The sequence below is a fragment of the Microbispora sp. ZYX-F-249 genome (genome assembly GCF_039649665.1).
Classification (GTDB): Bacteria; Actinomycetota; Actinomycetes; order Streptosporangiales; family Streptosporangiaceae; genus Microbispora; species Microbispora maris.
This window is the reverse complement of record NZ_JBDJAW010000012.1, coordinates 15755-41561: the sequence shown is the minus strand read 5'-3', so window position 1 is coordinate 41561 and position 25807 is coordinate 15755. Positions and strand designations below refer to the sequence as shown.

Genomic DNA, 25807 nt, shown 5'->3' with positions numbered 1-25807 from the left:
ACGAGCATCGAAATCTTCGATGCTCAGACCCGCAAGCGTTCACGAGTGTTACAGCCGTTACCTCCCGTCGCCAGCATAAGCTCAATCGTTCGCAAAACAGGAGGTTCCATGACAAAGCGCCTTTATGTGGCCATAGTTGGCGCGCTGATGGTGTCGGCGCTCGCCGGCGGCTGCGGGCGTTCGTCGTCCGGGACCGCCGCGGGCGAGAACGCGGCGGCGACGACGGGCAAGACCGCGAAAGACCTGGTCCCCGAGGACGTGCGCAAGACGGGCACGCTGCGGGTCGCCACGTCGGAGGGCTACCCCCCGATGGAGATGTACAAGGAGGGCACCCAGGAGCTCACCGGGGTCGACCCCGATCTCGGCGCGGCCATCGCGGCCAAGCTCGGGCTGAAGTTCTCGATCACCAACGCGGCCTTCGACGGGCTCATCCCCGGCCTGCAGGGCGGGCGCTGGGACATCGTGATGTCCTCGATGAGCGACACCGAGGAGCGGCGCGCGGCGGTCGACTTCGTCGACTACTTCAACGCCGGCGGCGCCATCATGGTGAAGAAGGGCAACCCCGACGGCATCAAGAACCTCGAGGACCTGTGCGGCCGCACGGTGGTGCTGGCCAAGGGCAGCTCCAACCTCGCCATCGGCGAGAAGCAGAACGAGAAGTGCGCCACGAAGATGAAGATCATGCAGAGCGAGGACGCCCCCACCGGCCTGCTCTCGATCGACTCCGGGCGCGCGTCCGCCACGATCGTGGACTACCCCGTCGCCGTCATGTACGCCAAGGACACCGGCAAGTACGACGTGCTGCCCGAGCAGTACGACGCCGGGCCGTGGGGCATCGCCATCGACAAGCGCAAGACGGCGCTGCGCGACGCGGTCGCCAAGGCGATGGAGGAGCTCCAGGCCGACGGCGGCTACAAGGCCGTGCTCGACGAGTACGGCGTGACGGCCAACGCCGTCGACGGCGTGCTGGTCAACACCCAGCCGTGGAAGTGACCCGGGAGCAGGAGGCCGCCGCCGAGCTGCCGATCGAGGCCGTGCGTCCCGTGCGTCCCGGCCGGTGGCTCGGGGCGGCCGCCGCCCTCCTCTTCCTGGTCTGGCTGGCCTACACGGTCATCGTCAACGAGAACCTGCACTGGGACGTCATCGTCGCCTACCTGACCGACGGCAGGATCCTCGGCGGTCTGTGGGTCACCGTCCAGCTCACCGTGCTGTCCATGGCCATCGGCCTGGTGCTCGGGGTGCTCGCCGCCGTCATGCAGCTGTCGGACAACCCCGTGCTGCGCGGCACCTCCGCGCTCTACACGTGGTTCTTCCGCGGCACGCCGCTGCTGGTGCAGCTCATCTTCTGGTTCAACATCGGGCTGGTCTTCCCGACCTTCGCGATCGGCGTCCCGTTCGGCGGGCCCAAGCTGATCGAATGGCAGGCCAACGAGGTCATCACGCCGTTCACCGCGGCGCTGCTCGGCCTGGCCATCAACGAGGGCGCGTACATGGCGGAGATCGTCCGCGCCGGCATCCGCTCCGTCGACCCCGGCCAGCGGGAGGCGGCCGAGTCGCTCGGCATGTCGCACCGGCAGGTGCTGCGCCGCGTGGTGCTGCCGCAGGCCATGCGGGTGATCATCCCGCCGACGGGCAACCAGTTCATCTCGATGCTGAAGACCACCTCGATGGTCTCGGTGATCGCGGGGGCCGAGCTGCTGACCGTGGCGCAGCGCATCTACCTCGGCAACTTCGAGGTCATCGCGATGCTCGTGGTCGCCTCGATCTGGTACGTCGTGCTCACCACGATCGCGAGCGTCGGCCAGCACTTCGTGGAGAAGCGGTTCGAACGCGGCCACGTGCGGCTGTCCTCCCGGGTCCGCCGCAACCTGCGGCCCCTGCAGAAGGAGCCCTCATGAGCGAGCGGCGCGAGCGAATCAGTAAGCACAGCGGTCTCGACCAGCCGATGGTGCGCGTCCGCGCGGTCCGCAAGCGGTTCGGCGCGCTGGAGGTGCTCAAGGGCATCGACCTCGACGTCCCCGCCGGCGAGGTGGTGTGCATCGTCGGCCCGTCGGGGTCGGGCAAGTCGACCCTGCTGCGCTGCGTCAACCGCCTGGAGACGATCGACTCGGGGCGGATCTGGGTGAACGGCGAGCTGATGGGCTACGCCGAGCGCGGCGGCCGGCTGCACGCGCTGCGCCCGGCCGAGCTGTCCCGGCAGCGGCGCGGCATCGGCATGGTGTTCCAGCGCTTCCACCTGTTCCCGCACCGCACCGCGATCGAGAACGTCATGGAGGGGCCGGTCACCGTGCTGGGCACGCGCGCCGCCCAGGCCAGGCGGCAGGCGGAGGAGCTGCTCGAGCGGGTCGGCCTGGCCGACCGCGCCCACCACTACCCGGCCCAGCTGTCCGGGGGCCAGCAGCAGCGGGTGGCCATCGCCCGCAGCCTCGCCATGCGGCCCAGCCTGATGCTGTTCGACGAGCCGACCAGCGCCCTCGACCCCGAGCTGGTGCAGGAGGTGCTGGCCGTCATGCGGGACCTGGCGGCGACCGGCATGACCATGATGGTCGTCACGCACGAGATGAACTTCGCCCGCGAGGTCGGCGACCAGCTCGTGTTCATGGACGACGGCGTCATCGTCGAGCGCGGCGACCCGCGCGAGGTGCTCTCCGCGCCCCGCCACGAGCGGCTGCGCACCTTCCTCGGGCAGGTCCGGTGACCGGCTTCGACCTGCTCGTGCGGGGCGGCCTGCTGGTGGACGGCACGGGCCGCCCCGGACGGCCCGCCGACGTCGGCGTGGCCGCCGGGCGGCTGACCGTGCTGGCCCCGGGCGAGGCCCCCCGCACGGGCGGCGCGACGGAGGTGATCGACGCGCGCGGGCGCGTCGTCTCCCCCGGGTTCGTCGACGTGCACACGCACTCCGACGGCGTCACGCTGCTCGGCCCGTCCGGCGGCGGCGCAGACGACGGCTCCGGCAGGGCGCTGGTGCGGGCGTCGGTGCTGCAGGGCGTCACCACCGAGATCTGCGGCAACTGCGGGTCCGGCCTGTTCCCTGCCCTGCCGGAGCGGCTGCCGGCCATGCGCGCCGAGGCGCGGATCACCTTCGGCGGCGACGTCGGCATGTACGCCGACTTCGCGGCTTTCGCCGCCGCGCACGCGCGGGTGCCCCGGGCCAACCACCTGGCCTCGCTGGTCGGCCACGGCACGCTCAGGGCGGGCGTGCTCGGCCCGGTCGACCGGCCCGCCCGGCCCGCCGAGCTGCGCACGATGTGCGCGCTGCTCGACGCGTCCCTGTCGCAGGGCGCGGCCGGGCTGTCCACCGGCCTCATCTACACCCCCGGCTCGTACGCCGGGACCGACGAGGTCGTGGCGCTGGCCGCGGTGGCCGCCCGGCACGGCAAGCCGTACGTCACCCACCTGCGTGACGAGATGTCCCGCGTGGAGGAGGCGCTGGAGGAGGCGATCGAGATCTCCCGGCGCAGCGGCGCGGCGCTGCACGTCTCGCACCACAAGACCGCGGGCCGGTACGCCTGGGGACGCACCGAGCGCACCCTGCCGCGCATCGCCGCGCTGCGGGCCGAGGGGATGGACGTCACCTGCGACGTCTACCCCTACACCGCGGGCAGCACGGCGCTGGCCGCCATGCTGCCGCCCTGGGCGAACGACGGCGGCCTGGCGGCGCTCACGGCGCGGCTCGGCGACCCCGCCGAGCGGGACAGAATGCGCCGGGCCATCGCCGAGGGCGTGCCCGGCTGGGAGAACACGGTCGGCAACGGCGGCTGGGACCGCATCTCGGTCGCCTGCGCGCCCCGCCATCCCCACACCGAGGGCAGGACCATCGCCGACCTCGCGGCCTCGGCCGGCGCCGACCCCCTCGACGTGGCCGCCGGCCTGCTGGTGGCCGAGGCGGGCGAGGTGACGATCATCAGCCACTCGATGGTGGAGGAGGACGTGCGGCGGGTGCTGGCCGCGCCGTACGCGATGATCGGTTCCGACGGCGTGCCGAAGCCCGGCGGGCGTCCGCACCCGCGCTGGGCCGGGACGTTCCCCCGGGTGCTCGGCCGGTACGTCCGGGAGCTGGGGCTGCTCCGGCTGGAGGAGGCGGTGCACAAGATGACCGGGATGGCCGCGGCCCGTTTCGGGCTGGCCGGGCGCGGTGTGATCCGCGACGGCGCGCACGCCGACCTGGTGGTCTTCGACCCCGCGGCGGTGGCCGACCTGGCCACGTTCACCGAGCCGCTGCTGCCGCCCGCCGGGATCGACGTGGTCGTCGCGGGTGGTCGGGTGGTCGTGCGCGACGGTGAGGAGACCGGCGCGCGTCCGGGTTCGGTGCTGGCATTGTGAAAGGGACGACGTGGTGAGCGGAAAGGACGCCGGCGGCGTGCCGGGGGCGGCGCGGCTGGCCGCGGCGGCGGCCGCCTGTCCGGGCACGCTGGCGGTCTGCGTGCCCGGCCTGCTCGGCGTGAACGAGGACGTGGTGCTGCCGCTGGCCAGCACCGGCAAGGTGCTGCTGCTCGCGGCGCTCGCCCAGGACATGGCGGCGGGAGTGGTGGACCCGGACGAGCAGGTGCCGCTGCTCGAGGAGGACTACGCGGGCGGGTCGGGCCTGCTGACCGATCTTTCGGCCCGCGTCTGGACGGCCGGCGACCTCGCGCTGCTCACCGCCTCCGTGAGCGACAACACCGCGACGAACGCGCTGCTGCGGCGGCTCGGCCTCGCGCGCGTGGACGCGGCCGCCGCGGCGCTCGGGATGGCCAGGACCCGGATCCACGACAGGATCCGCGAGCCCAGGCTCCCGGTGCATCCGCCGGCCTTCGCCACCGGGACGGCGCGCGAGCTGGCCGGGCTCATGCGGTCCCTGGCGCACCGCCGCGAACCGTGGCAGCGGCTGCTGCTCGGCTGGATGGCGCACAACACCGACCGCGCGCTGGTGCCCGCGCTGCTCCCGCACGAGCCCGAGGACCGCGACCCGCCGGTGGCCCTGCCGTACGCCGCCGGGGTCTGGGTGGCGAACAAGACCGGCACGGACGCCGGCACCCGGGCCGACGTGGGCGTCATGGCCGGGACGCGGTGGGAGGGCTACGCGGTGCTCGCGCACGGGCCGGTGGGCCGCGAGCACGCCCTGGTCCAGGCGATCCGGCAGGCGGGCCTCGCCATGGCGGAAACCGTCCTGCCGTTCGGGGACGACCGGGTGCACCGGCCGTAGACGCCCGGGTGGACCGCCGGCGGCCCGCGGAACGCGGGGAGGGGGAACAGTGAGAGGATTGCGAGGGTGACGGCAGGAACCAGTGACATCGAGAAGGCGGCCGGTGTGCTGCGCGCCGGAGGCCTGGTGGCCTTTCCCACCGAAACCGTCTACGGTCTGGGCGCCGACGCCGGCAACTCCGCCGCCGTCGCGCGGGTCTTCCAGGCCAAGGGGCGCCCGCCCTCTCACCCGCTGATCGTCCACCTCGCCGACCCGGAGCATCTGGGCGAGTGGGCCGAGGACGTGCCCGCGACGGCGCGCCTGCTGGCCGAACGCTTCTGGCCGGGGCCGCTCACGCTGGTCCTGCGGCGCGGCCGCAGGGTGTCCCTCGCGGCGACGGGCGGCCTGGAGACGGTGGGCGTGCGCGTGCCGAGTCACCCCGTCGCGCTCGCGCTGCTGTCGGCCTTCGGCGGCGGTGTCGCGGCCCCGTCCGCCAACCGCTTCGGGTCGGTCAGCCCCACGACGGCGGACCACGTCCGCGCGGAGCTCGGTGACGCCGTCGACTTCGTGCTGGACGGCGGCCCCTGCGAGGTCGGCGTCGAGTCGACCATCGTCGACGCCACGGGCGACACCCCGAGCATCCTTCGCCCCGGCGGGGTGACGCGGGAGGACCTCGAAGCGGTGCTGGGGTTCCCTCTTGCCGTTCCCGCGACGAGCAGCGTGCGGGTGCCGGGTCAGCATCCCTCCCACTACGCGCCGCGGGCGCGGGTCGTCCTCGTCGAGCCCGAGAAGGTCGTCGCCGAAGCGGAGCTCGCGCAGGAGCTGGGGCACCGGGTGGGCGTCCTCGTTCCGCCCGCCTTCGCCGGCGTCCCGGTGAAGGCGCACGCCGTGGTGGCGGTCCCCGGCTCGATGGCGGCCTACGCCCGCCGGCTGTACGGGTTCCTGCGGGAGCTCGACCAGCGGGGGTGCGACCTCGTCGTCGCCTCCGTGCCGGAGGAGCGGGGGCTGGGACTCGCGATCGCCAACCGGCTTCGCCGCGCCGCGGGCCCCCGGCCCTCCGACTGACCCGGGCCGCTATCACCTCTGACCAGGCCCGATACTGGGGGGATGCTCAGCAGCCACCGCCTCAAGGTGCTCCTGGAGGTCTTCAGGACCGGGAGCATCGCCGGAGCCGCCAAGTCCCTGCGGCTGTCGCCCTCGGCCGTCTCCCACCAGCTCGCCCGGCTGGAGGAGGAGGCCGGGGTCGGGCTGGTGGAGCGGGCCGCGCACAGCCTGCGGCTGACCGCGGCGGGTCACCGCCTGGCCGGGCGGGCCCAGGAGGTGCTCGACCTCATCGAATCCGCCGAGAAGGACCTGCTCGCGCAGGCGCGGGCGGACGCCGGGCAGTTGCGCATCGGGTTCTTCGCCTCGGCCGGTTACCGCCTGCTGCCGATGGCGCTGTCGTCGTTCACTGCCCGCCATCCGGGGGTCGTGCTCGACCTGGTGCTCGGGCAGCCGCACGAGCTGCTGACCGACGTGGAGCGCGGCGAGCTGGACGTGCTGGTCGTCTTCGAGCACGCGCTGGACCCCTGGAAGGCGCCGAAGGGCGTGGAGGTCGTCCACCTGTTCGACGAGCCGCAGCTCCTCGTCATGCCGCTCGGCCATCCCGTGGGACACCGGCCCCGCGTGCGGCTGACCGACCTGGCCGACGAGCCGTGGATCACCACGTTCGGCACCGAGACCCCGGTGTCGGTGCTGGAGCGGGCCAGCGCCCTGGAGGGGTTCACGCCCACCATCCGCTGCCGCAGCGACCACTACGAGGTGACGCTCGGCCTGGTCCGGGCCGGGCTCGGCGTGGCCCTCGTGCCGAGCCTCGGCGTGCAGGGCGCGGCGGGGATCCAGGTCTGCCAGGTGGAGGGGCAGAAGCTCTACCGGCGGGTCGGCGCCGCCCTCCGCCCGACCAACCCCAACCCCGCCCTGCGCGCGTTCGTCGACTACCTGCGAGACGCCTCGGCCCGTCTCAGCGTCACCCTTCGCTAGGGTCGCGGACATGCGATGCACCGTGGCCGGGGCAGGCGCGTGGGGGCCGTCCGCCGCGGCCGAGCTGTCCGCGCGGGGCCACCGGGTCACGCTCGTGGAACGCCACGGGATCGGCAACCCGCTGTCCTCCTCCCGCGGGCCCCGGGAGCGGTGGTGCTCGGCCACCTCACTCGAGTCGGCGCACCGCAACATGGTCGCCACCGCGGCCCATTGTGTGTACGACCCCGCCGTCACCTGCGAGGTCATGGACAGTGGGTCTTCGTCCCCGGTTTCCACCAGGGCAAGAGCCCCTACGGGATCTACGTGGGCGAGCGGATCTGGACGCACCGCAACTTCGACGCGGCCGAGGACTACGACTTCGACTACGCCTTCGCGAACGTCTACAACGGCGTCCGGCTGTCCTCGATCACGCAGGTCTCGCAGGCGGAGTACGACGCCCACACCGGTGCGAAGTGGATCCAGGACGGTGTGCCCTACACGGCGACCGCCCAGGACACCGGCCGTCTCGGCGACCGGGTCGGCGGCCAGGGCCTGATCTACAACAGACGGCCCGACTACTTCATTTCCGCCTTCGGCTACCCCGCGAGCCCTCATCCCGACGGCAACTCGCCTTATTCGGGGGTCACGATGAAGTGGAGCTACGGGCGCGTCGACCGCTGGTATGTCTCGACGAACCCGGCGACCAACAGCGCGGACAACCATGTCGGAATCAAGAGCACGTTCACGCCGGGGGCCGACGGCGCGCCGATGCTGGCGTCGTACAGCGACGGCGAGCGTCTCGGCTATGTGAGCGGGCTGGTCAGCTATTTCGTCGACTATGACCTGAACGGCCGATACGACCAGATCACCTCGGCGTACTTCGACGGCGAGACCGGCGCGGTCTACCGGGAGGCCGCCCAGGTGGCGACCGGCCGCGTGGGGTGAGAACACGGCGCCCGGCCCGCCTGCCGCGGGCCGGGCGCCGGATCCGTCACCAGTTGCCTAGCCTGCGCGCGCTCCGCTCGCCGCGCTCATGCCGGCGGAACGCCTGTGCCATCGCCAGTGCGGCGGCTCCCAGCGCAAGGGTCACGATGCCGATCGCCACGTTGTTCCAGATGGTCGTCGCCGTGGCCTCACGCCCGGCGCGCACCACAAACGGCGAGACGATCGCCCACACTCCGAGCAGCGGGAGCAGCCACCCCAGTCCGTACGTGCGGCCGTAGGCGGACGCGAGCCCGAGAGCGAGGGCGGAGATCACGAGGCCGGTGACGAGGTTGCTGACGGTCAGGCCGCGAAGTCCGAAGAACCCGACGATCCACGGCGAGAGGGCCAGGTAAAGACCGGCCAGGAAGGACAACCCCTCCAATACCTGGGCGGGGGCCGTCGAGCCCGCCCGATCGTACGTCTGTCGCAGTTCGGTGACGTCGGGATGACGCTCGAGGCCGGTGGGTCCAACCATGTCTGGTTCCGCCTTTCCTGCTGCGTGCGTTTGTGCAAACGGCCATACCCCTAAAAATCCCGGCATTCTCGATTTTTATTAATAATCGCGTCTTTCTTTGGTCTTGGGTGAATAAAAAGGGTTCGGAGCGTTCACGGCGACATGCGGCGGCCATCGCCGGGGAGGGTACTGGCAGGGCCTCGACCGGAGAGCCCGCGACGACGAGAAGCCTGAGACGGGGCACTGGGGTCATGATCGCTGTTGTCCTGGCGGTGCTCGCCGCGGCGGCCAACGCCGTCGCGTCCGTACTGCAACGCCGGGCCGCCCGTGCCGCCCCCGCCGCCGAGGCGTTCCGGCCCGGCCTGATCTGGGACCTCGTGCGGCGGCCCGCCTGGCTGGGCGGCATCGCCGCGCTCATCGCCGGTTTCCTGCTGCAGGCGGCCGCCCTGACGAGCGGTGGGCTCGCGCTCGTCCAGCCCCTGCTCGTCGCGGAGCTGCCGATCACGATGCTGGTGGCCGGCTGGATGTTCCGGGTCCGGGTCGATTCCAAGACCTGGCTGGCCGTCGGCTCGCTGACGGCCGGCCTGGCGGGGTTCCTCGCGGCGGCCTCGCCCACCCCAGGCCACCGGCTTCCCGGCCTGCTGACCTGGGTGGTCTCGGCGGGCGTGACCATCGGGCTCCTCGCCTGCTGCGTGGCCGCCGCGATCGCCCTCGGCGGGGCCGCCCGCGCGGTGCTGCTCGGGATGGCCGCCGGGCTGGGGTTCGCCTACACCGCCGTCCTCATGAAGCGCACGGTGGACGAGTTGCCGGCCGGCGCGCGGACGCTCGCCGGCTCCTGGTCGCTGTGGGCCATGGTGGCCGCCGGGCTGTGCAGCCTGTTCCTGCTGCAGAACGCCCTGCACAGCGGTCCGCTCGTCGCCGTGCAGCCCGCGCTGACCGTGACCGACCCCGTGGCGAGCACGGCGTACGGCGTGGCGATGTTCGGCGAGGACATCCGCACGGGCCCGTGGGTGGTGCCCGAACTGACCGGCATGGCCCTCATCCTGTACGGCAGCGTGCTGCTGTCGCGGTACGCGCCGCTCAGGAAGCAGGCTCACATGCTCGGGACGCGGCGGCGAGGCCCGGGAGAAGAAGGGACTCGGCCGGCGACGCGGTGAACAGGGCGGCCGCCCGCGCGGTGAGCGCGGCCCGCCCGGGCAGGCCGGGCTGGAGCCGGTCGAGCGCCCGCAGCAGGTCCCTGCGGCGGCGCACGTGGACGCTCACCCCGGCGCGTGCCATCGCGCGCACGCCGTCCCCGCCGTGGCCCGCGATGGGCCGGTAGGTGACGACCGGCACCCCCGCCGCGAACGCCTCCCTGCAGGTCAGCCCGCCCGCGTTGTCGACCAGCGCGTACGCGGAGGCGAGCAGGCCGGCCAGGTCGTCGCGCCAGCCGAGGGCGGCGCCCGCTCCGGCGCGGCCGAGCAGCCGCCCGAGACGGCGGCGCAGCCGCTCGTTGCGCCCGCACAGCACGACGGGCGCGTACCTTCCCGACCGGGCCAGGATCCCGGCGGTCTCCGCGACCCGGCCGACCCCCCAGGATCCCGCACAGACGAGCACGATCGGCCCGCCGTCCCGCAGGCCGAGCCGGGCCCGGACGTCCGCCGTGCCGGCGTGGTCGCGGGACGCCGCGAACCCGGGGCGGACGATCGGGGCGCAGCGGAAGGCCGGACGGCCGAGGGCGGCCGTCACGGCGAGGGCCGTGGCCGCGTCCGGGCACAGGTAGCGGTCGTTGCCGGGGTGCAGCCAGAGGCGGTGCACGGCGAAGTCGGTCAGCACGACCACGCTCGGCGCCGCGAGCCGGCCGCGCGCCCGCAGGTGCCCCGCGGCCTGCGCGGCCACGTGGAAGACCGGCACGACCAGCGAGGGGCGGACCCGGCGCACCACCCGGGCCAGCCCGGCGGCGGCCACCACCGTCAGCGGCGAGGTGGACGGGGCCCGGCGTGAGACGAAGAAGACGCGGTAGACCAGCGCGTACAGCCACGGCGCCCGCAGCATCACCACGCGGTACCACCACCGCAGCAGCGCGCCGAGCCGCAGCGGCAGCAGGGCGAGCACGTCCACGGTCTCCGCGCGCACCCCGGCGACGGTCAGGCGGCGCGCCAGCTCGGCGGCGACGGCGTCGTGGCCCGCGCCCATCGACGCGCTGACGATCAAAGCCCGGTCCTTCATGGCCCTCCTTCCCGGGTGGGGGGCGGCGTGGCGGACACTGGAAGACGATGCGACCTCACGCACTCGCCGCCGCCGGACTGGCCCTGCTCCACGCGGGACCGGGGGCGGCCTGGCTGCCTCCGGTCCGCCGCCTGCTGCCGTCCCTGGCGGGCGAGGGCGATCCCGGGCACGTGGCGCTGACCTTCGACGACGGGCCGGACCCGCGGTCGACCCCGCTGTTCCTCGACGAGCTGGACCGGCTCGGGTGCCTGGCGACCTTCTTCGTCCTCGGCGAGCTGCTCGAACGCCACCCCGAGGTCGGGCGGAGCATCGCGCGGGCCGGTCACGAGGTGGCCGTGCACGGCTGGCGGCACGGCAACGCCCTGGTCGCCCGGCCGGGCAGGGTCGCGGCGGAGATCGGCAGGGCCGCGCGCCTCGTCGCCGCCGTCACCGGCGTACCGCCCTCGTGGTATCGGCCGCCGTACGGCGTGCTGAGCGCCGAGGCGCTGCTCGCGGCCCGGTGGCACGGCCTGCGGCCGGTGCTGTGGACGGCCTGGGGCGCGGACTGGACGGCGCGGGCCACGCCCGGCTCGGTGCTGCGCACCCTGGAGCCCGGCCTGTGCGGCGGGGCGACGCTGCTGCTGCACGACTGCGACCACACCTCCGCCCCGGGTTCCTGGCGCTCGGCGCTGGGCGCGCTCGCCGGCGTGGTCGGCCGCTGCCGGGCCGCCGGACTGCGGGTCGGGCCGCTGGGCGCCCACGGTGTGGGTGTACCCGGCGCCGCGGGGGCCCATCGGTTCCCGGCTCCGGCGAGCTTTTACCCCCGGCCGGAAGCGCGGCCGGAAGCGTAATAAGCGGGAAAATAGGCCGCTCGCTTCCACGGTATTTCCCGGCCGCGTTTTTACCGCTCTTTCCGTTTGCGGCACGGCGCCGCACCCCGCTTTTACCGGGGCATTCCGCGGGCAAAAACGCGCGCCCGCTCTGTCGGGTTTTGTGGTGAATTGCGGTGGAGATTCTTCAGGCATGTCCGCAGCGGACGTACGCGACGCCGCGCGCCGGGAGAACTTCCCGGTGGCCGCCCGGCTGCTGCCGCGCGCGTACCGCCGCGACCTGATGGCGGTGTACTGCTTCGCCCGTTACGTGGACGACGTCGGCGACGAGGCGGACCCCGCCGAGCGGCCCGCCCTGCTCGACGCGGTGGAGGCCGACCTGGGCCGCCTCTACGCCGGGGGGAGCCCGCGGCTGCCCGCCGTGCGGGCGCTGACCCCGCTGGTCGCCGGGCGGGGCGTGCCGCGGGCGCACTTCCTCCACCTCGTGGAGGCCAACCGGCGCGACCAGGTGGTGCGGCGTTACGACACCTTCGCGCAGTTGCTGGCCTACTGCGAGCTGTCCGCCAACCCGGTCGGCCGGATCGTCCTGCACGTGTTCGGCGCGGCCACGCCGGATCGGGCGCGGCTGTCGGACCGCATCTGCTCGGCCCTGCAGGTGATCGAGCACTGCCAGGACGTGGGCGAGGACCACGCCCGCGGCCGGGTCTACCTCCCCGCCGAGGACCTGCGCAGGTTCGGCTGCCGCGAGACCGACCTCGCCGCCCCGCACGCGTCCCCGCGGCTGCGCCGGGCCGTGGCCCTGCAGGCTCGCCGCGCCGCGACGCTGCTGGACGAGGGCATGCCGCTGCTGGAGACGCTGAGCGGGTTCGCGCGTACCGCGGTGGCCGGGTACGTCGCGGGCGGCCGGGCCGCGCTCGCGGCGCTGGAACGCGGGCGGCACGACGTCCTCGGCCGGGCGGTCCGCGCGCGCCGCCGCGCGGTGCTCGGCGAGTGGGCACGCGTGCTGAAGGAGGTGAACGGTGACGGTTCCCGGCGCGATTCCTGATCCCGTCCCCGACCGCCCGCCCGGCCCCGCGCTGCGCCCCGTCGGCGCGGGACCGGCACGCGCGCCGGCGCCCGTGCCGCTGCCGCTGGCCTACCGGCACTGTGAGCGCGTCGTGCGCACCCGGGCACGCAACTTCGCCTACGGGATCCGCCTGCTCGCCCCGCCCGAGCGCCGCGCGCTCAGCGCGCTCTACGCCTTCGCCCGGCGGATCGACGACATCGGCGACGCGGCCGGGCCGGTGGACGAGCGGCTGGCGGCGCTGGAGGAGGAGCGGGCGGGGCTGCGGGCGCCGCGGCCGGACCCGGCCGACCCCGTGCTGGTGGCCCTGCGGGACACCGCCGCGCGCTTCCCCGTCCCGCTGGAGGCGTTCGAGGAGCTGATCGACGGATGCGCCGCCGACGTCGCGGGCGCGCACTACCAGTCCCACGACGACCTGGTCGGCTACTGCCGGGAGGTCGCCGGGTCCATCGGGCGGCTGTCGCTCGGCGTCTTCGGCCTGGCCGACGGCCCGGGCCGCGACGCGGGGGCGCTGCGGCGCGCGGCGCGGCTCGCGGATTCCCTGGGGGTGGCGCTGCAGCTCACCAACGTGCTCAGGGACCTGCGTGAGGACCGCTGCGCGGGGCGGGTGTACCTGCCGGCCGACGACCTGCGCAGGTTCGGCTGCACGCTCGGCCTGGACGCGTCGGGGGCGTTCACCGACCCGCCCGAGCGGCTGGCGCGGCTCGTCCGGTACGAGGCCGGGCGGGCGCTCGGCTGGTACGCCGAGGGGACGCGCCTGATCCCGCTGCTCGACCGGCGCAGCGCGGCCTGCACCGCGGCGATGGCCGGGATCTACCGGCGCCTGCTCGCCCGCATCGCCGCCGACCCGGCCCGGGCGCTGGCCGGGCGGCTGTCGCTCACGCCCTGGGCGAAGGCGATGGTCGCGGCCCGGGCGATCGCGGGAGCGGCCCGATGAGCGGCCCGATGAGCGGCCCGGGGAAGGGCGCGGGGAACGGCGCGGGTCACGGCGGGGTCGCGCCCGTGGCGGTGGTGGGCGGCGGCCTCGCCGGAATCACCGCGGCCCTCGCCCTCGCGGAGGCCGGCCGGCCGGTCACCCTGTACGAGGCGAGGCCCCGGCTCGGCGGAGCCACCCATTCATTCGTCAGGGGCGGCCTGACGGCCGACAACGGGCAGCACGTCTTCCTGCGCTGCTGCACCGCGTACCTCGGCCTGCTCGACCGGCTCGGCGGGACCGGGCGGGTGCGCCTGCAGGAGCGCTTCGACGTGCCCGTGCTCACCCCGCGGGGCGGGCGGGCGCGGCTGCGCCGGGCCGCGCTTCCCGGGCCGTTCCACCTGCTCCCGGCGCTCGCGGGCTACCGCCTGCTGTCCCCCGCCGACCGGCTGCGCGCGGTGCGCGGCGCGTTCGCGCTGCGCGGGCTCGACCCGGCCGAGCCCGCCCTCGACCGGGCCGCGCTCGGCGGCTGGCTGGCCGCCAACGGCCAGCGGGAGGCCGTACGACGGGCGCTGTGGGACCTGTTCGCGGTGGCGGCGCTCAACATCCCGTCCGACGAGGCGGCGCTGGGGCCGGCGGCGATGGTCTTCAGGACGGCCCTGCTGGGCCGCGCCGACGCCGCCGACATCGGCGTGCCGTCCGTGCCGCTCGGCGACCTGCACGGCGGCGCCGCGCTCGCGGCCATCGCCCGGCTGGGCGGCGAGGTGCGGCTGCGGGCGAAGGTGGACGCGGTGCTGCCCGGGCCGTCGGTCCTCGTGGGCGGCCGGCGGGTCGAGGCGTCGGCCGTCGTCGTCGCCGCCCCGCACGGCCAGGCCGCGCGGCTCGTCCCCCCGGAGGCGGCGCCGGACCGGGACGCCTGGGCCGGCCTCGGCGCGAGCCCGATCGTCAACGTGCACGTGGTCTACGACCGGCCGGTCACCCGCCTGCCGTTCGCCGCCGTCGTCGGCTCACCGGTGCAGTGGATCTTCGACAGGACCGAGGCGGGCGGGCTCGCCCGGGGCCAGTACCTGACGGTCTCGGTGTCGGCGGCGCGGCACTGGATCGACGTGCCCACGGCCGTGATGCGGGAGGTGTTCGCGCCCGAGCTGGAGCGGCTGCTCCCGGCCGCGCGGCAGGCGCGGGTCGTGGACCTGTTCATCACCAGGGAGCGGCGGGCGACCTTCCGGCAGGTCCCGGGGAGCGGAGGGCTGCGCCCCGGCGCGGCCACCCGGTGGCCGGGGCTGTTCCTCGCCGGCGCGTGGACCGACACGGGCTGGCCCGACACGATGGAGGGTGCCGTGCGCAGCGGACTCCAGGCGGCCCGCCTCGTGCGGCGGCATCTCGGACGGGAGCAGGCGCCGTGACCGGCGTCACCACCGGCGTCACCACCGGGGTAGCCACCGGTGCCGCCCGCGCCGGGACCGCCCTGAGGGCGGCCCGCGACCACCTGCTCGGCCTGCAGGCGCCCGGGGGATGGTGGAAGGGCGAGCTGCGGACCAACGTGACGATGGACGCCGAGGACCTCCTGCTGCGCGAGTTCCTCGGCGTGCGGACCGCGCGGGAGACGGCCGAGGCCGCCCGGTGGATCAGGTCGCAGCAGCGGGCGGACGGCACCTGGGCCAACTTCCACGACGGTCCCGGCGACCTGTCCACCACGGTCGAGGCGTACACCGCGCTGCGCCTGGCGGGCGACCCGCGCTCGGCCCCGCACATGCGCGCCGCGGCGGCCTACGCGCGCGAAGCCGGCGGCGTCGAGTCGGCCCGGGTCTTCACCCGGATCTGGCTCGCCCTGTTCGGCCGGTGGCGGTGGGAGGACCTGCCGGTGATCCCACCGGAGATCATGTTCCTGCCGCCGTGGTGCCCGCTGAACGTCTACGACTGGGCCTGCTGGGCGCGGCAGACCATCGTGCCGCTCACGATCGTGACCGCGCACCGGCCGGTCCGCCCGCTGCCGTTCGATTTGCCGGAGCTGCGGGCCGGGCGCGCGCCGCGCCCGCGACATGAACGCGCCGCGCGTACCGGCTGGGACGCGGCGTTCGCGGCGCTCGACCGCGCCCTGCACCGCTACGAACGGCGGCCGCTCGCCGGGCTGCGCCGCGCCGCGCTGCGGCGGGCCGCCGAGTGGGTCGTGGCCCGGCAGGAGGCCGACGGCTCCTGGGGCGGCATCCAGCCTCCCTGGGTCTACTCGCTGATCGCCCTGAGCCTGAGCGGGTACGGCCTGGACCATCCCGTCATGCGGGCCGGCCTGGCCGGGCTGGACAGGTTCACCATCAGGGAGAACGGCACGCGCAGGCTGGAGGCGTGCCAGTCGCCCGTCTGGGACACCGCGCTCGCGATGACCGCCCTCCTGGACGCCGGCCTGCCCCGCGACCACCCCGCGCTGGACAGAGCGGGCGAGTGGCTGCTGCGCGAGGAGGTGCGCGGGCCCGGCGACTGGGCGGTGCGGCGGCCGGGGCTCGCGCCGGGCGGCTGGGCGTTCGAGTTCGACAACGACGGCTACCCCGACGTCGACGACACGGCGGAGGTGGTCCTCGCGCTGCGCCGGTGGGGCCGGCCCGACGCCCGGCCGGCGGTGGCGCGGGGGCTGCGCTGGATGGCCGGGATGGCCTGCCGCGACGGAGGGTTCGCCGCCTTCGACGCCGACAACACCCGCACGCTGTGCCTGCGGCTGCCGTTCTGCGACTTCGGCGCGGTCATCGACCCGCCGACGGCCGACGTGACCGCGCACGTGGTCGAGGCGCTGGCGGCCGAGGGCCTGGCCCGTTCCCCCGTCGTACGGCGGGCCGTGCGGTGGCTGCTGCGGGCCCAGGAGCCCGACGGCTCGTGGTTCGGCCGATGGGGGGCCAACCACGTGTACGGCACCGGCGCGGTGCTGCCCGCCCTCACGGCGGCCGGGATGCCGCCCGGCGCCCCCTGCGTACGGCGGGCCGTGGCCTGGCTGGAGGCGCACCAGCACCCCTGCGGCGGCTGGGGCGAGGACATGCGCTCCTACCGCGACCCCGCGTGGATCGGGCGGGGCGAGCCGACCGCCTCGCAGACGGCGTGGGCCCTCATCGGCCTGCTCGCCGCCGGGGAGCGCGGCCGGTCCGTGGACAGGGGCGCGGCCTGGCTGGCCGGCAGCCAGCGCCCCGACGGCACGTGGGACGAGCCGCACTACACCGGGACGGGCTTTCCCGGCGACTTCTTCATCAACTACCACCTCTACCGTCTCGTCTTCCCCCTCAGCGCGCTCGGCCGCTACCTGCGTGCCCGGGAGGTGACGCCATGACCGGCCTGATCGTGTGCACGGCGCTGGGAATGGAGGCCCGGGCCGTCGTCCGCGGCCTGCGGCCCGGGCGCGACCATCCCCGTGTGCGGGTCTTCCGGATCGGGATGGGGCCGGACCGGGCGGCGCGCGCGGCGGCCCTGCTCCCGCCCGCCGCCGCCCTCGCCGTCACCGGCTTCGGCGGGGCCCTCCACGACGGCCTGCGCCCCGGGGACGTGCTCGTCGCCACCGAGGTCCGCTCCGGCGGCCGGGTCTGGCCGTGCCCGTCGGCCCCGCTGCTCGCCGGAGAGCTCCTCCGGGCGGGACTGCCCGCCCGCACCGGCCCGCTCGTCACCGCGCCGGGGATAGTGACGGGCCGCGCCCGCCTCGCCCTGGCCCGCGAGGGCGCCTGCGCCGTCGACATGGAGAGCGCTCCTCTCGCGCAAGCCGCGGGCGGGCGGCCGTTCGCGGCCGTGCGGGTCATCGTGGACACCCCCGGCGCTCCCCTGCTGAACCCCGCCACTCTGGGCGGCGCGGTCGCCGCGCGCCGCGCGCTCGCCCGGATCGGCCCGGTGCTGGCGCGGTGGGCGGCGGCCGTGGGCCCGCGCCGGGTCCTGCTGGCCTCGCCCCGCTCGTTCTGCGCCGGGGTCGAGCGGGCCATCGAGATCGTGGAGCGCGCGCTGGACCGGTTCGGCGCACCCGTGTACGTGCGCAAGCAGATCGTGCACAACATCCACGTCGTACGCGACCTGGAGCTGCGCGGCGCGGTGTTCGTCGACGATCTCGCGCAGGTGCCGCAGGGCGCGGTGACCGTCTTCTCCGCGCACGGGGTCGCGCCCGCCGTGCGGGAGGAGGCGGCGCGGCGCGGGCTGCGCGTCGTCGACGCGACCTGCCCGCTGGTCGCCAAGGTCCACGCGGAGGCCCGCAGGTTCGCCGCGCGGGGCGACCTCGTTGTGCTGATCGGCCACGCCGGGCACGAGGAGGTCGAGGGCGTGCTCGGGGAGGTGCCCGGCGCGGGCGTGCTGGTCGAGGACGAGGCCGGCGTCGAGGGGCTGCCGCCGGATCGCGGGGTCGCCTACCTCACCCAGACCACGCTCGCGGCCGACGAGGCCGGGCGGGTGGCGGCGGCGGTCCGGCGGCGCTTCCCGGACGCCGAGGGCCCGCGCGGCGACGACATCTGCTACGCGACGACCAACCGGCAGCGCGCGGTGCGCGCCGTCGCCGCGGAGGCGGGCCTGGTCCTGGTCGTCGGGTCGGCGAACTCCTCCAACGCCCTGCGCCTCGCCGAGGTCGCCGGGCGCTCCGGTGACGCGTCGCAAGGTGGCGGGGCGCCGCTCGTCCGCCTGGTCGACGGTCCGGGCGACGTCGCGCTCGACTGGCTGCGCGGAGTGCGGACGGTCGGGCTGACCGCCGGGGCGTCGACGCCCGGCTCGCTGGTGGACGCCGTCGTGGCGGCCCTCGGCGGCCTCGGCCCGCTGGAGGTGGAGGAGCGGCGGGTGACCGAGGAGAACGTCGAGTTCACGTTGCCGAAGGAGGTACGGCCCTGATGCCGATGCCCTTACGTCAGAGCCTGCGCGTCGGCGCTTACATCCTGCGCCAGCGGCTGCGCCGGCGGGAGAGGTTCCCGCTGCTGCTCGAACTCGAGCCGTTGTTCGCGTGCAACCTGAAGTGCGCGGGCTGCGGGAAGATCCAGCATCCGGCCGGCGTGCTGAAACAGCGCATGCCGGTCGAGCAGGCGGTGGCCGCCGTCGAGGAGTGCGGCGCCCCGATGGTGTCGATTGCGGGCGGGGAGCCGCTCATGCACCCCCAGATCGGGGAGATGGTCGAGCAGCTGGTGGCCCGCAGGAAGTACGTCTTCCTGTGCACCAACGCGCTGCTGATCCCGCGCAAGATCGACCGGTTCGAGCCGTCGCCCTACTTCGCCTGGGCCGTCCACATCGACGGCCTGCGCGAGCGGCACGACGCGTCGGTGTGCAAGGAGGGCGTGTTCGACGAGGCGGTCGCGGCGGTGCGCGAGTGCCGGCGGCGCGGCTTCCGCGTCACCACCAACACCACGTTCTTCGCCGGGGACAGCCCGCGCACGGTCGTCGAGGTGCTCGACTTCCTCAACGACGAGCTGCGCGTCGACCAGATGATGATCTCGCCGGGGTACGCCTACGAGAAGGCGCCCGACCAGGACTGCTTCCTGGGCGTGCGGCAGACGCGGGAGCTGTTCCGCGCCGCGTTCGCGGGCGGCAACCGCAGGCGCTGGCGGTTCAACCACTCGCCGCTGTTCCTCGACTTCCTCGAGGGGAAGACCGACTTCCCCTGCACGGCCTGGGCGATCCCGTCCTACTCGGTGTTCGGCTGGCAGCGGCCCTGCTACCTGATGGCCGACGGGTACGCGAAGACCTACCGGGAGCTGGTCGAGGAGACCGACTGGGACTCCTACGGCCGGGGGCGGGACGCGCGCTGCGCCAACTGCATGGCGCACTGCGGCTACGAGCCGACGGCGGTCTTCGCCACCCTCGGCTCGCTGCGCGAGTCCCTGCGCGCGCTGCGCGGCACCTGACGGTCACGCGTTCACGGGCGGCCGAAGCGGCGGGCGAGGACGCGGAACGCCCCGGGCGCGGCCCCGTGCAGGCGGGCGGGCAGGCGCAGCCAGGCCGGCACGTACACCTCGGCCCGCCCGCGCTCGACGGCGACCGCGATGGCCCGGGCCACCCGCTCCGGCGGGACGGGCGCCGGCCTGCGGCGGGTGTACGGCCTGCCGCGCCGGGCGAAGAACGGCGTGTCGACCACCCCGGGCACCACGGCGGTCACGCCGACCTCCGGCAGTTCGTAGCGCAGGCTCTCGGCGAAGGCCAGCAGGCCCGCCTTGCTCGCGGCGTACACCGCCTCCTCCCGCACGCCGACCACACCGGCGATCGAGGCGACGTAGACGAGGTGGCCCCGGCCGCGCTCGATCATCCCGGGCAGCAGCAGCCGGGTGAGCTGCAGGTGAGCCGTCAGGTTGACCGCGATCACGCGTTCGGCCGTGCCGCCGGACATCCGCGCGAGCGGCCCGCTCCAGCCCTCGCCCGCGCACGCCACCAGCACGTCCACCCGCCCGGCGCGTACGGCGAGGTCCGCGCCCCGGTCGACGGTGCCGTCGGACAGGTCGGCGGGCAGCGCCTCGCCGCCGGTCCGGGCGGCGACGCCGGCGAGCGCCTCCTCGTCGCGCCCGGACAGCACCAGCCGCGCGCCGCGCGCCGACAGCTCCAGCGCCGTGGCGGCGCCGATCCCCGACGACGCGCCCGTGACGAGCACCCGTGCCCCCGCCAGCCGCATCCGCCCCACCCCCTCGCCCCTGGGTGTACCCGCCTCGCGGGAGGCGGCCGGCTCGCCGAGCGTGCCGGGAGTGACGGATGCGACCGGAGAATTGCCGGGGCAACCCCAGGCTGCTCGTGCGTACAAGGGGCCGCAAACACCCCGGCCGATACTTCCGCAGCGCTGCCCCCGGCGGTCAGATCCTCCGAGGCCGGAGGGCACGCTTGGGTCAAACGCCCTAGACGGTTTCGCGCGGCCCGGCGGAGGATCGAGACAAGGCCGCAAGGCGCGATGCGCCCGGCGAAACACCCCTCGTCCACCACACCGATTCCCGTCGTCCGGCGGGGCGGCCCAGGGGTGAGCCGCGGCCGGATCCAGGAGACCACGAAACCCTGGTGATCTGATCCGCCCGGCCCAGTCGGGCTCAAGGAGGCACCATGTACCGCAAGTGCAGACAGCTGGCATTAGCGACTGTCTTCGTCTCGGCGATGACGGCGGGAGGCGCCGCGGTCCTGAGCGGTCCCGCCTTCGCCGCCGGCGGCTACGCCGCGGCCGGTATCGCGCCCCGAGGGAGCGAGCCGGGCGGCTCGGCGCAGGCCATCGCGTACTCGGAGAGCCCCCCGATGATGACCGCCGAGCAGGCGCAGGCCGAGGAGCAGAGCATCGTCGATCAGGCGCGGGCGGAACGCGACCGCATCAGGGCCCAGGGCCGGGCCGACCGGGACCGCATCAGGGCCGAGGCCCGCGCCGAACGCGACCGGATCAGGGCGAGCGAGTGGCAGGCGTCCGGGAGCACCGGGTCCGACCCGCCCGCCGCCGACCCGCCCGCCTCGTACCACGACGGCACGCGCACCCGGTCCGAGTACCGTTCCGAGCGCTACCGGGCACGGTCGGTGAGCTACGGCACGGTCCGTACGGCACCGGTGCGCTACCGGATGCGGGAACGGCTGTCCGAGCTGCGCACGAGGGAGTCGGCCCGGACCGCACGGGTGTCCAAGAGGGTCGACGAGCGGCGCTCCCGCCTGGTCGAGAGGGTGTCGGGCCGGCGTGACCGCCTCGTCAAACGAGTGGAGTCCCGGCGCAGCGAGCGCCTGAGGGAGACGGCCTACCGGGGCGGCCCCCGGTACGAGCAGCAGCGGTTCACGAGCGTCCGATACGAGCGCCGGTCGTCGTTCCGGACGCGCTGACCGGCCGGAGCCGCACGGCCCGGCACCACGTGGGTATCCGATCCCGGTATCGGAGGCGGCCCCGCACTCTCCGCGTGCGGGGCCGTCCGCGTGCCTGCGATCGAACACCGCACGATGGAAGAAGGCGCCGCGCGAGCGTGATCGAACAATGGGGCGTACGGGCCCGTGATCCCGTGCCGGGCCCGCAGTCCACCCCTCCCGGATCGAGGTTTGCGCATGGCGACCGAAGCGGTTTCCGCATTCCACCCCTCCCGCCGGGGAGGGGAGCTCAACGCCCGGCACCACCGCGCCGCGCTCGGTGTCTTCGCCTTCATCGTCGTGGCCCACTGGGGCGAGCACATCGCCCAGGCCATCCAGGTCTACGTGCTCGGCTGGAGCCTTCCCGAAGCCCGCGGCGTGCTCGGCCTGCCCTTCCCGTGGCTGGTCACGTCCGAGTGGATGCACTACGGCTACGCCCTGCTGATGCTGGTCGGGCTGATCATGCTCAGGCACGGCTTCACCGGCCGGGCCCGCGTCTGGTGGAACGTGTCCCTCGGGATCCAGGTCTGGCACCATTTCGAGCACTTCCTGCTGCTCGTGCAGGCGCTGGCCGGAGCGAACCTGCTGGGCCGCCCGGCGCCCACCAGCATCATCCAGTTGCTGGTGCCGCGCATGGAGCTGCACCTGTTCTACAACACCCTCGTGACGATCCCGATGGTCGTCGCGATGATCCTCCACCGTCGTCCCAGCACCGCCGAGCGCGCGCTGATGGCCTGCTCCTGCGCCCCGGCGCTCGCGAGGTGACGGCGTGACGGCCGGGTCCGGGGCGGGCGGCCGCTCCCCGTTCTTCATCGCCGTCCTCACCTTCCTCGCGGTCTTCCTGCTCTTCCTGGCCGTGCCGAGCATCGGTCCCGTCGTACGGGCCGCCCGGGCGGACGGCGTGCCCGGGTCGTTCACCGCCCGGCGGGTGGAGTGCGTCCGCCACCCCGGGCACGAGTCCTGCACCTGGACGGGCGACTTCCGCTCGTCCGACGGCGCGGTCCGCCGGACCGGCGTCGCGCTGTACGGCGCCGACCGCGACATGCTGCGCGAGGGGCAGCGGACCGCGGCCGTGGACGTGGGGCGGCAGAACCGGGTCTACGGCCCCGGTGGTTCGATGGAGTGGGTGTTCACCGCGCTGCTGCTGCTGGCCGCGCTCGGCATCCTGTACGCCGCGTACGCCCGGCCGGTGCGGAACCTGCTCGGTGCCCGCACCGCCGCGACGGCCGGCCGGTGACGGACGATCCCCGGGAGGCGTGCCATTCCGCGTCCGACGATCATGATCGTGGGTGACTCGATCAGCCACGGCCTGGAGGGCGACTACACCTGGCGGTACCGGCTGGCCCGCCACTTCGCCGCGTGCGGCGAGCCCGTGCGGTTCGCCGGGCCGTGGACGGGCACCTGCGCCCTGCCCGACCTGGCGTCCGAGGAGGGCGCCGCCGAGGTGCGCGCGGGCGGCTACCGCCCGGGGATCGTCTTCCCCGGCGACCGGCACCACGCCCGCTGGGGCGGCCTGATGGACGAGGCCAGGGGCGGCGTCGCGGACGCCGTCGCCGCCCACCGGCCCGACCACCTCATGGTCGCGCTGGGGTTCAACGACCTCGCCTGGGGCGTGAGCGGCCCCGAGCGGCTGCTGGCCCACGTCGGGGAGTTCGTGCGCCGGGCCCGCGCGGTCCGCCCGGACCTGCGTTTCCTCGTGGCCGACGTCGTCCGGCGCACTCCGCTGCCCCATCTGCCGCACCTGCCGGGGATCGTCGAGGCGTACAACGCGCGCCTGCCGGGTGTCCTTGCCGCCCTGTCCACGCCGGACTCCCCCGTCGTCCCCGTCGGCCTCGCGGCCGTCTACGACCCGTACGCCGACACCTACGACGGGCTGCACCCCAACAGCGCCGGCGAGTTCAAAATCGCCAAGGCCTTCGCGGACGCCTACTCCCGGGCCTTCCACGGCGGGCGGCTGGACTTCGCCACGCCGGTTCCCGCCGTCGCCGAGCCGCTGCCGATCCGCCCGCCCGGCGGGCTCACCGTGGCGGTCCGCGGCTCCACGGCCCGGGTCTCCTGGTCGCGGGTCTTCGGCGCGAGCGGCTACTGGCTCGATCTGCGCGACGTGGACGCCGGAACGGGATTCGAGCGTTCGCCGCTGCCGATCGCGGCCTGCGGCTGCGACCTGCGGCTGCCCGGCGCGGGAACGTACGAGGTGCGGGTGAGCGCGGCCCGCGGCGACCAGGAGACCGCGCCGACGAGAGCCGTCCGGTTCGCCTGCCGTGTGCCCGCCACCTCGCCGGGGCTTTTCCGCGAACCGGTGGACCGCCGACAGTATGACTGGGTAGCCTCCCAAGTATGACCAAGAAGATTACTATCTCCTTGCCGGACGAGCTGGCCGACGAGGCGCAGGCGTCCGGCAACGCCTCGGCCTACATCGCCGCGGCGCTGCGGGAGCGGCGGCGCATCCAGGGCGACCTGGCCATCATGGCCGATTTATGGGGGCCGGGCTGGCAGGACGGGATCACCGATGACGACAGCGCCCGCGCGGCGCGGCTGATGACGGGCGGCGCCAAGGCGGACGCCGCGTGACCGACCCCGTCCCACCGGCCGGCGTCCTGTCCGGCCACGTGCTGGACCTCGACGCCGTCGTCCACCTGATCGAGGGCAAGAGCATGTACGGCAGGGCCGTCGTGCGGCAGTCCTCGGCCCACGGCGTCACCCTCCTCGTCCCCGCGCTCGCCGTCCAGGTGCTGTCGCTCGGCCCCGTCCAGCCCCGGCTCGAACGCTTCCTGCGCATGTCGATGGTGGTCACCGGCGCGCTCTCCCCCGACGACGCCGTCGAAGGCGGCCCGTACGCGCAGGCGATCATGGCGAGCCTGCGGCGCCACCGGCCGGCCGTCGCCGACGCGCACCTGCCCGACGTGCTGGTGGCCGCCCACGCCGCGGTCCACGCCACCCGCCGCGGCTGGCGCATCATCACGGCGACCCCCTACCTGTACGAGGGACTCGACATCCGCCTGGAGATCCTCCCCTAGACGAGCGGGCGACGGGGCCGCGCCAGCGCCAGCACGCTCAGCCCGAACATCAGGACGCCCAGGGGGAGATGGGCCGGCGGCACGTGCGCGATGCCGAGGACGACCTGCACGGAGGCGAGCACGAGGAACCCGGACGCGTGCCAGATCGGCCGGGGCGAGCCGCCGCCCGGCTTCCACGCCAGCACCGCCGCGAGCAGGTACAGCATCGACGCCCCGTACATCACGCGGGCTCCGATGCTGTGCAGCGTCTCTCCGTAGGACGCGGTCAGCAGCAGTCCCGCGGAGACCGCTTGAAGGAAGATGGTCAGGGTCTGCAGGATGATCGCGATCCGCAGAAACGAGAAGGTGCGCTGTGCCGTCGCCGTCTGGGTGGCCATGTCACGGTCCCCTGTTCCGCCCCGGGGGCAGTAGATCGATAAGGTCTCACCAGCCCGACGACGCGGGCCCGCGAAAGGTAAGGCGAGGGGGCCGCCGGGATCATGGGGATGGCGGGGACGAGGACCGACGAGGTGGCCGGTGAGCGGCGGCAACTGATCAACGTCGCCTACCGGTTGCTCGGTTCGCTGGCCGAGGCCGAGGACGCCGTGCAGGAGGCCTACGCGCGCTGGTACGCGCTGCCGCGAAACCGGCGGGAGGAGATCGTGTCCCCCGGCGCCTGGCTGACGACGGTGACCGGGCGCGTCTGCCTGGACCTGCTCGGCTCGGCACGGGCCCGGCGTGAACGCTATGTCGGCGCGTGGCTCCCCGAGCCGCTCCCCGAGCCGCTGCCCGCCTCGCTCCACGGGCTCGCCGTACGGGACCGCGGCCACGGGGCCGACCCCGCCGACCAGGTGGTCATGGACGAATCGGTGACCATGGCCTTCCTCGTCGTCCTGGAGTCGATGACGCCCGCCGAGCGGGTGGCGTTCGTCCTGCACGACGTCTTCCGCTACCCCTTCGCCGAGATCGCCGGCGTCCTCGGCCGGACCCCCGCGGCCTGCAAGCAACTGGCGGCCTCCGCCCGGCGGCGGGTGGCCGCCGCGCGCGTTCCCGTCATGGCGGCCGGGCAGGCCGGCGTGGTGCGGCACGTCAAACAGGCATGGGAGACGAAGGACATCGCCGCGCTCGTCGAGCTCCTCGACCCGGCCGCCGTGATGACCGCGGACGGCGGCGGCATGGCCGGCACCGCCCTGCGCCCGATCGAAGGCGCCGCGCGCATCGCCCAGTACATGGTCGCCATCGCCGGCAAGGCGCCGGGGCTCGAACTCCTGGAGCGGCCGGTCAACGGCCTGCCGGGCCTGGTGGCCCGCAGTGCCGGCGCGGTCATCGCCGTGGCCTCGTTCGACGTCGCCGACGGCCGCGTCACCCGGATCTGGGCGGTCCGCAACCCGGAGAAGCTGCGGCCGTGGGCGCGCGACGGCTGATCCTCCGGTTCCGGCTCG

27 protein-coding genes are annotated in these 25807 nt (G+C 74.7%); 23 read left to right on the top strand and 4 right to left on the bottom strand.

The genetic code is table 11. From position 1 onward, the window contains the following. Window positions 1-108: 108 nt before the first annotated feature. The 8 genes from AAH991_RS16415 to AAH991_RS16380 all read left to right on the top strand — a co-directional run bounded on the left by AAH991_RS16415 (window position 109) and on the right by AAH991_RS16380 (window position 8107). A complete protein-coding gene (locus tag AAH991_RS16415) occupies window positions 109-993 on the top strand; it encodes an ABC transporter substrate-binding protein (RefSeq protein ID WP_346226688.1) in 885 nt (294 codons plus the stop codon). Further along, window positions 984-1898 carry an amino acid ABC transporter permease gene (locus tag AAH991_RS16410; protein ID WP_346226687.1) on the top strand — a complete coding sequence of 305 codons (915 nt, stop codon included), beginning with the start codon at window positions 984-986 and terminating at the stop codon, window positions 1896-1898. Before AAH991_RS16415 ends, AAH991_RS16410 begins: the two co-directional genes overlap by 10 nt. After that, on the top strand, window positions 1895-2698 hold the full coding sequence (locus AAH991_RS16405; RefSeq protein ID WP_428833995.1) for an amino acid ABC transporter ATP-binding protein: 804 nt from the start codon (window positions 1895-1897) through the stop codon (window positions 2696-2698). Before AAH991_RS16410 ends, AAH991_RS16405 begins: the two co-directional genes overlap by 4 nt. Continuing rightward, window positions 2695-4323 (top strand): N-acyl-D-amino-acid deacylase family protein, encoded by a 1629-nt coding sequence (locus AAH991_RS16400; protein ID WP_346226686.1) that lies wholly within the window; start codon window positions 2695-2697, stop codon window positions 4321-4323. Before AAH991_RS16405 ends, AAH991_RS16400 begins: the two co-directional genes overlap by 4 nt. A gap of 13 nt (window positions 4324-4336) precedes the next feature. Next, window positions 4337-5185: a serine hydrolase gene (locus AAH991_RS16395; RefSeq protein WP_346226685.1), complete on the top strand. Its 849-nt coding sequence runs from the start codon at window positions 4337-4339 to the stop codon at window positions 5183-5185. Window positions 5186-5251: 66 nt separating this feature from the next. Beyond that, on the top strand, window positions 5252-6229 hold the full coding sequence (locus tag AAH991_RS16390) for an L-threonylcarbamoyladenylate synthase (RefSeq protein WP_346226684.1): 978 nt from the start codon (window positions 5252-5254) through the stop codon (window positions 6227-6229). A 42-nt stretch (window positions 6230-6271) separates the two neighbouring features. Continuing rightward, a complete protein-coding gene (locus tag AAH991_RS16385; protein ID WP_346226683.1) occupies window positions 6272-7183 on the top strand; it encodes a LysR family transcriptional regulator in 912 nt (303 codons plus the stop codon). 210 nt (window positions 7184-7393) lie between these two features. Continuing rightward, complete coding sequence (locus tag AAH991_RS16380) at window positions 7394-8107, top strand: trypsin-like serine peptidase (RefSeq protein WP_346226682.1); 714 nt, start codon at window positions 7394-7396, stop codon at window positions 8105-8107. 46 nt (window positions 8108-8153) lie between these two features. On the opposite strand, the gene AAH991_RS16375 is transcribed toward AAH991_RS16380, so the two are convergent. Continuing rightward, a complete protein-coding gene (locus tag AAH991_RS16375) occupies window positions 8154-8621 on the bottom strand; it encodes an SPW repeat protein (RefSeq protein WP_169982600.1) in 468 nt (155 codons plus the stop codon). 230 nt (window positions 8622-8851) lie between these two features. On the opposite strand from AAH991_RS16375, the gene AAH991_RS16370 reads away from it, so the two are divergent. Further along, the gene (locus AAH991_RS16370) at window positions 8852-9757 is read left to right on the top strand and encodes a DMT family transporter (protein ID WP_346226681.1); all 906 of its coding nucleotides are present in this window, start codon (window positions 8852-8854) and stop codon (window positions 9755-9757) included. Here the strand turns inward: AAH991_RS16370 and AAH991_RS16365 are convergent. Then, window positions 9681-10808, bottom strand: a complete 1128-nt coding sequence (locus AAH991_RS16365) for an MGDG synthase family glycosyltransferase (protein ID WP_346226680.1) — start codon at window positions 10806-10808, stop codon at window positions 9681-9683. The two genes, AAH991_RS16370 and AAH991_RS16365, sit on opposite strands and share 77 nt — an antisense overlap. A 47-nt stretch (window positions 10809-10855) precedes the next feature. Between AAH991_RS16365 and AAH991_RS16360 the strand changes: the two genes are divergently transcribed. From AAH991_RS16360 to hpnH, 7 genes are all read left to right on the top strand, one after another. Further along, the gene (locus tag AAH991_RS16360; RefSeq protein ID WP_346226679.1) at window positions 10856-11638 is read left to right on the top strand and encodes a polysaccharide deacetylase family protein; all 783 of its coding nucleotides are present in this window, start codon (window positions 10856-10858) and stop codon (window positions 11636-11638) included. 172 nt (window positions 11639-11810) lie between these two features. Continuing rightward, entirely contained in the window at window positions 11811-12662 is an 852-nt protein-coding gene (hpnC, locus tag AAH991_RS16355; RefSeq protein ID WP_346226678.1) for a squalene synthase HpnC, read from the top strand. Further along, the gene (locus AAH991_RS16350; protein ID WP_346226677.1) at window positions 12637-13617 is read left to right on the top strand and encodes a phytoene/squalene synthase family protein; all 981 of its coding nucleotides are present in this window, start codon (window positions 12637-12639) and stop codon (window positions 13615-13617) included. Before hpnC ends, AAH991_RS16350 begins: the two co-directional genes overlap by 26 nt. Next, window positions 13614-14996 (top strand): hydroxysqualene dehydroxylase HpnE, encoded by a 1383-nt coding sequence (gene hpnE / locus AAH991_RS16345; protein WP_346226676.1) that lies wholly within the window; start codon window positions 13614-13616, stop codon window positions 14994-14996. Before AAH991_RS16350 ends, hpnE begins: the two co-directional genes overlap by 4 nt. Beyond that, entirely contained in the window at window positions 14993-16900 is a 1908-nt protein-coding gene (gene shc, locus AAH991_RS16340) for a squalene--hopene cyclase (protein ID WP_346226675.1), read from the top strand. The genes hpnE and shc overlap by 4 nt, the downstream gene beginning before the upstream one ends. Beyond that, the gene (gene ispH, locus AAH991_RS16335; protein ID WP_346226674.1) at window positions 16897-18423 is read left to right on the top strand and encodes a 4-hydroxy-3-methylbut-2-enyl diphosphate reductase; all 1527 of its coding nucleotides are present in this window, start codon (window positions 16897-16899) and stop codon (window positions 18421-18423) included. Before shc ends, ispH begins: the two co-directional genes overlap by 4 nt. Next, window positions 18423-19427 carry an adenosyl-hopene transferase HpnH gene (gene hpnH, locus AAH991_RS16330; RefSeq protein WP_346226673.1) on the top strand — a complete coding sequence of 335 codons (1005 nt, stop codon included), beginning with the start codon at window positions 18423-18425 and terminating at the stop codon, window positions 19425-19427. Before ispH ends, hpnH begins: the two co-directional genes overlap by 1 nt. Window positions 19428-19438: 11 nt before the next feature. Here the strand turns inward: hpnH and AAH991_RS16325 are convergent, their stop codons facing one another. Beyond that, on the bottom strand, window positions 19439-20185 hold the full coding sequence (locus tag AAH991_RS16325) for an SDR family NAD(P)-dependent oxidoreductase (protein ID WP_346226671.1): 747 nt from the start codon (window positions 20183-20185) through the stop codon (window positions 19439-19441). A 416-nt stretch (window positions 20186-20601) separates the two neighbouring features. Between AAH991_RS16325 and AAH991_RS16320 the strand changes: the two genes are divergently transcribed. The 6 genes from AAH991_RS16320 to AAH991_RS16295 all read left to right on the top strand — a co-directional run bounded on the left by AAH991_RS16320 (window position 20602) and on the right by AAH991_RS16295 (window position 24386). Further along, window positions 20602-21351, top strand: coding sequence for a hypothetical protein (locus AAH991_RS16320; protein WP_346226670.1), 750 nt, complete (start codon window positions 20602-20604; stop codon window positions 21349-21351). 216 nt (window positions 21352-21567) lie between these two features. Next, window positions 21568-22134 carry a hypothetical protein gene (locus AAH991_RS16315; protein ID WP_346226669.1) on the top strand — a complete coding sequence of 189 codons (567 nt, stop codon included), beginning with the start codon at window positions 21568-21570 and terminating at the stop codon, window positions 22132-22134. A gap of 4 nt (window positions 22135-22138) precedes the next feature. Further along, complete coding sequence (locus AAH991_RS16310) at window positions 22139-22606, top strand: hypothetical protein (RefSeq protein ID WP_346226668.1); 468 nt, start codon at window positions 22139-22141, stop codon at window positions 22604-22606. A gap of 48 nt (window positions 22607-22654) precedes the next feature. After that, window positions 22655-23710 carry a GDSL-type esterase/lipase family protein gene (locus tag AAH991_RS16305; RefSeq protein ID WP_346226667.1) on the top strand — a complete coding sequence of 352 codons (1056 nt, stop codon included), beginning with the start codon at window positions 22655-22657 and terminating at the stop codon, window positions 23708-23710. After that, window positions 23707-23940, top strand: a complete 234-nt coding sequence (locus AAH991_RS16300; RefSeq protein WP_169982584.1) for a ribbon-helix-helix domain-containing protein — start codon at window positions 23707-23709, stop codon at window positions 23938-23940. The genes AAH991_RS16305 and AAH991_RS16300 overlap by 4 nt, the downstream gene beginning before the upstream one ends. Further along, on the top strand, window positions 23937-24386 hold the full coding sequence (locus AAH991_RS16295; protein WP_346226666.1) for a hypothetical protein: 450 nt from the start codon (window positions 23937-23939) through the stop codon (window positions 24384-24386). The genes AAH991_RS16300 and AAH991_RS16295 overlap by 4 nt, the downstream gene beginning before the upstream one ends. On the opposite strand, the gene AAH991_RS16290 is transcribed toward AAH991_RS16295, so the two are convergent. Beyond that, complete coding sequence (locus tag AAH991_RS16290; protein WP_346226665.1) at window positions 24383-24763, bottom strand: hypothetical protein; 381 nt, start codon at window positions 24761-24763, stop codon at window positions 24383-24385. The two genes, AAH991_RS16295 and AAH991_RS16290, sit on opposite strands and share 4 nt — an antisense overlap. Before the next feature lie 108 nt (window positions 24764-24871). Between AAH991_RS16290 and sigJ the strand changes: the two genes are divergently transcribed. After that, window positions 24872-25789 (top strand): RNA polymerase sigma factor SigJ, encoded by a 918-nt coding sequence (gene sigJ, locus AAH991_RS16285; protein WP_346226664.1) that lies wholly within the window; start codon window positions 24872-24874, stop codon window positions 25787-25789. Window positions 25790-25807: the final 18 nt, after the last annotated feature.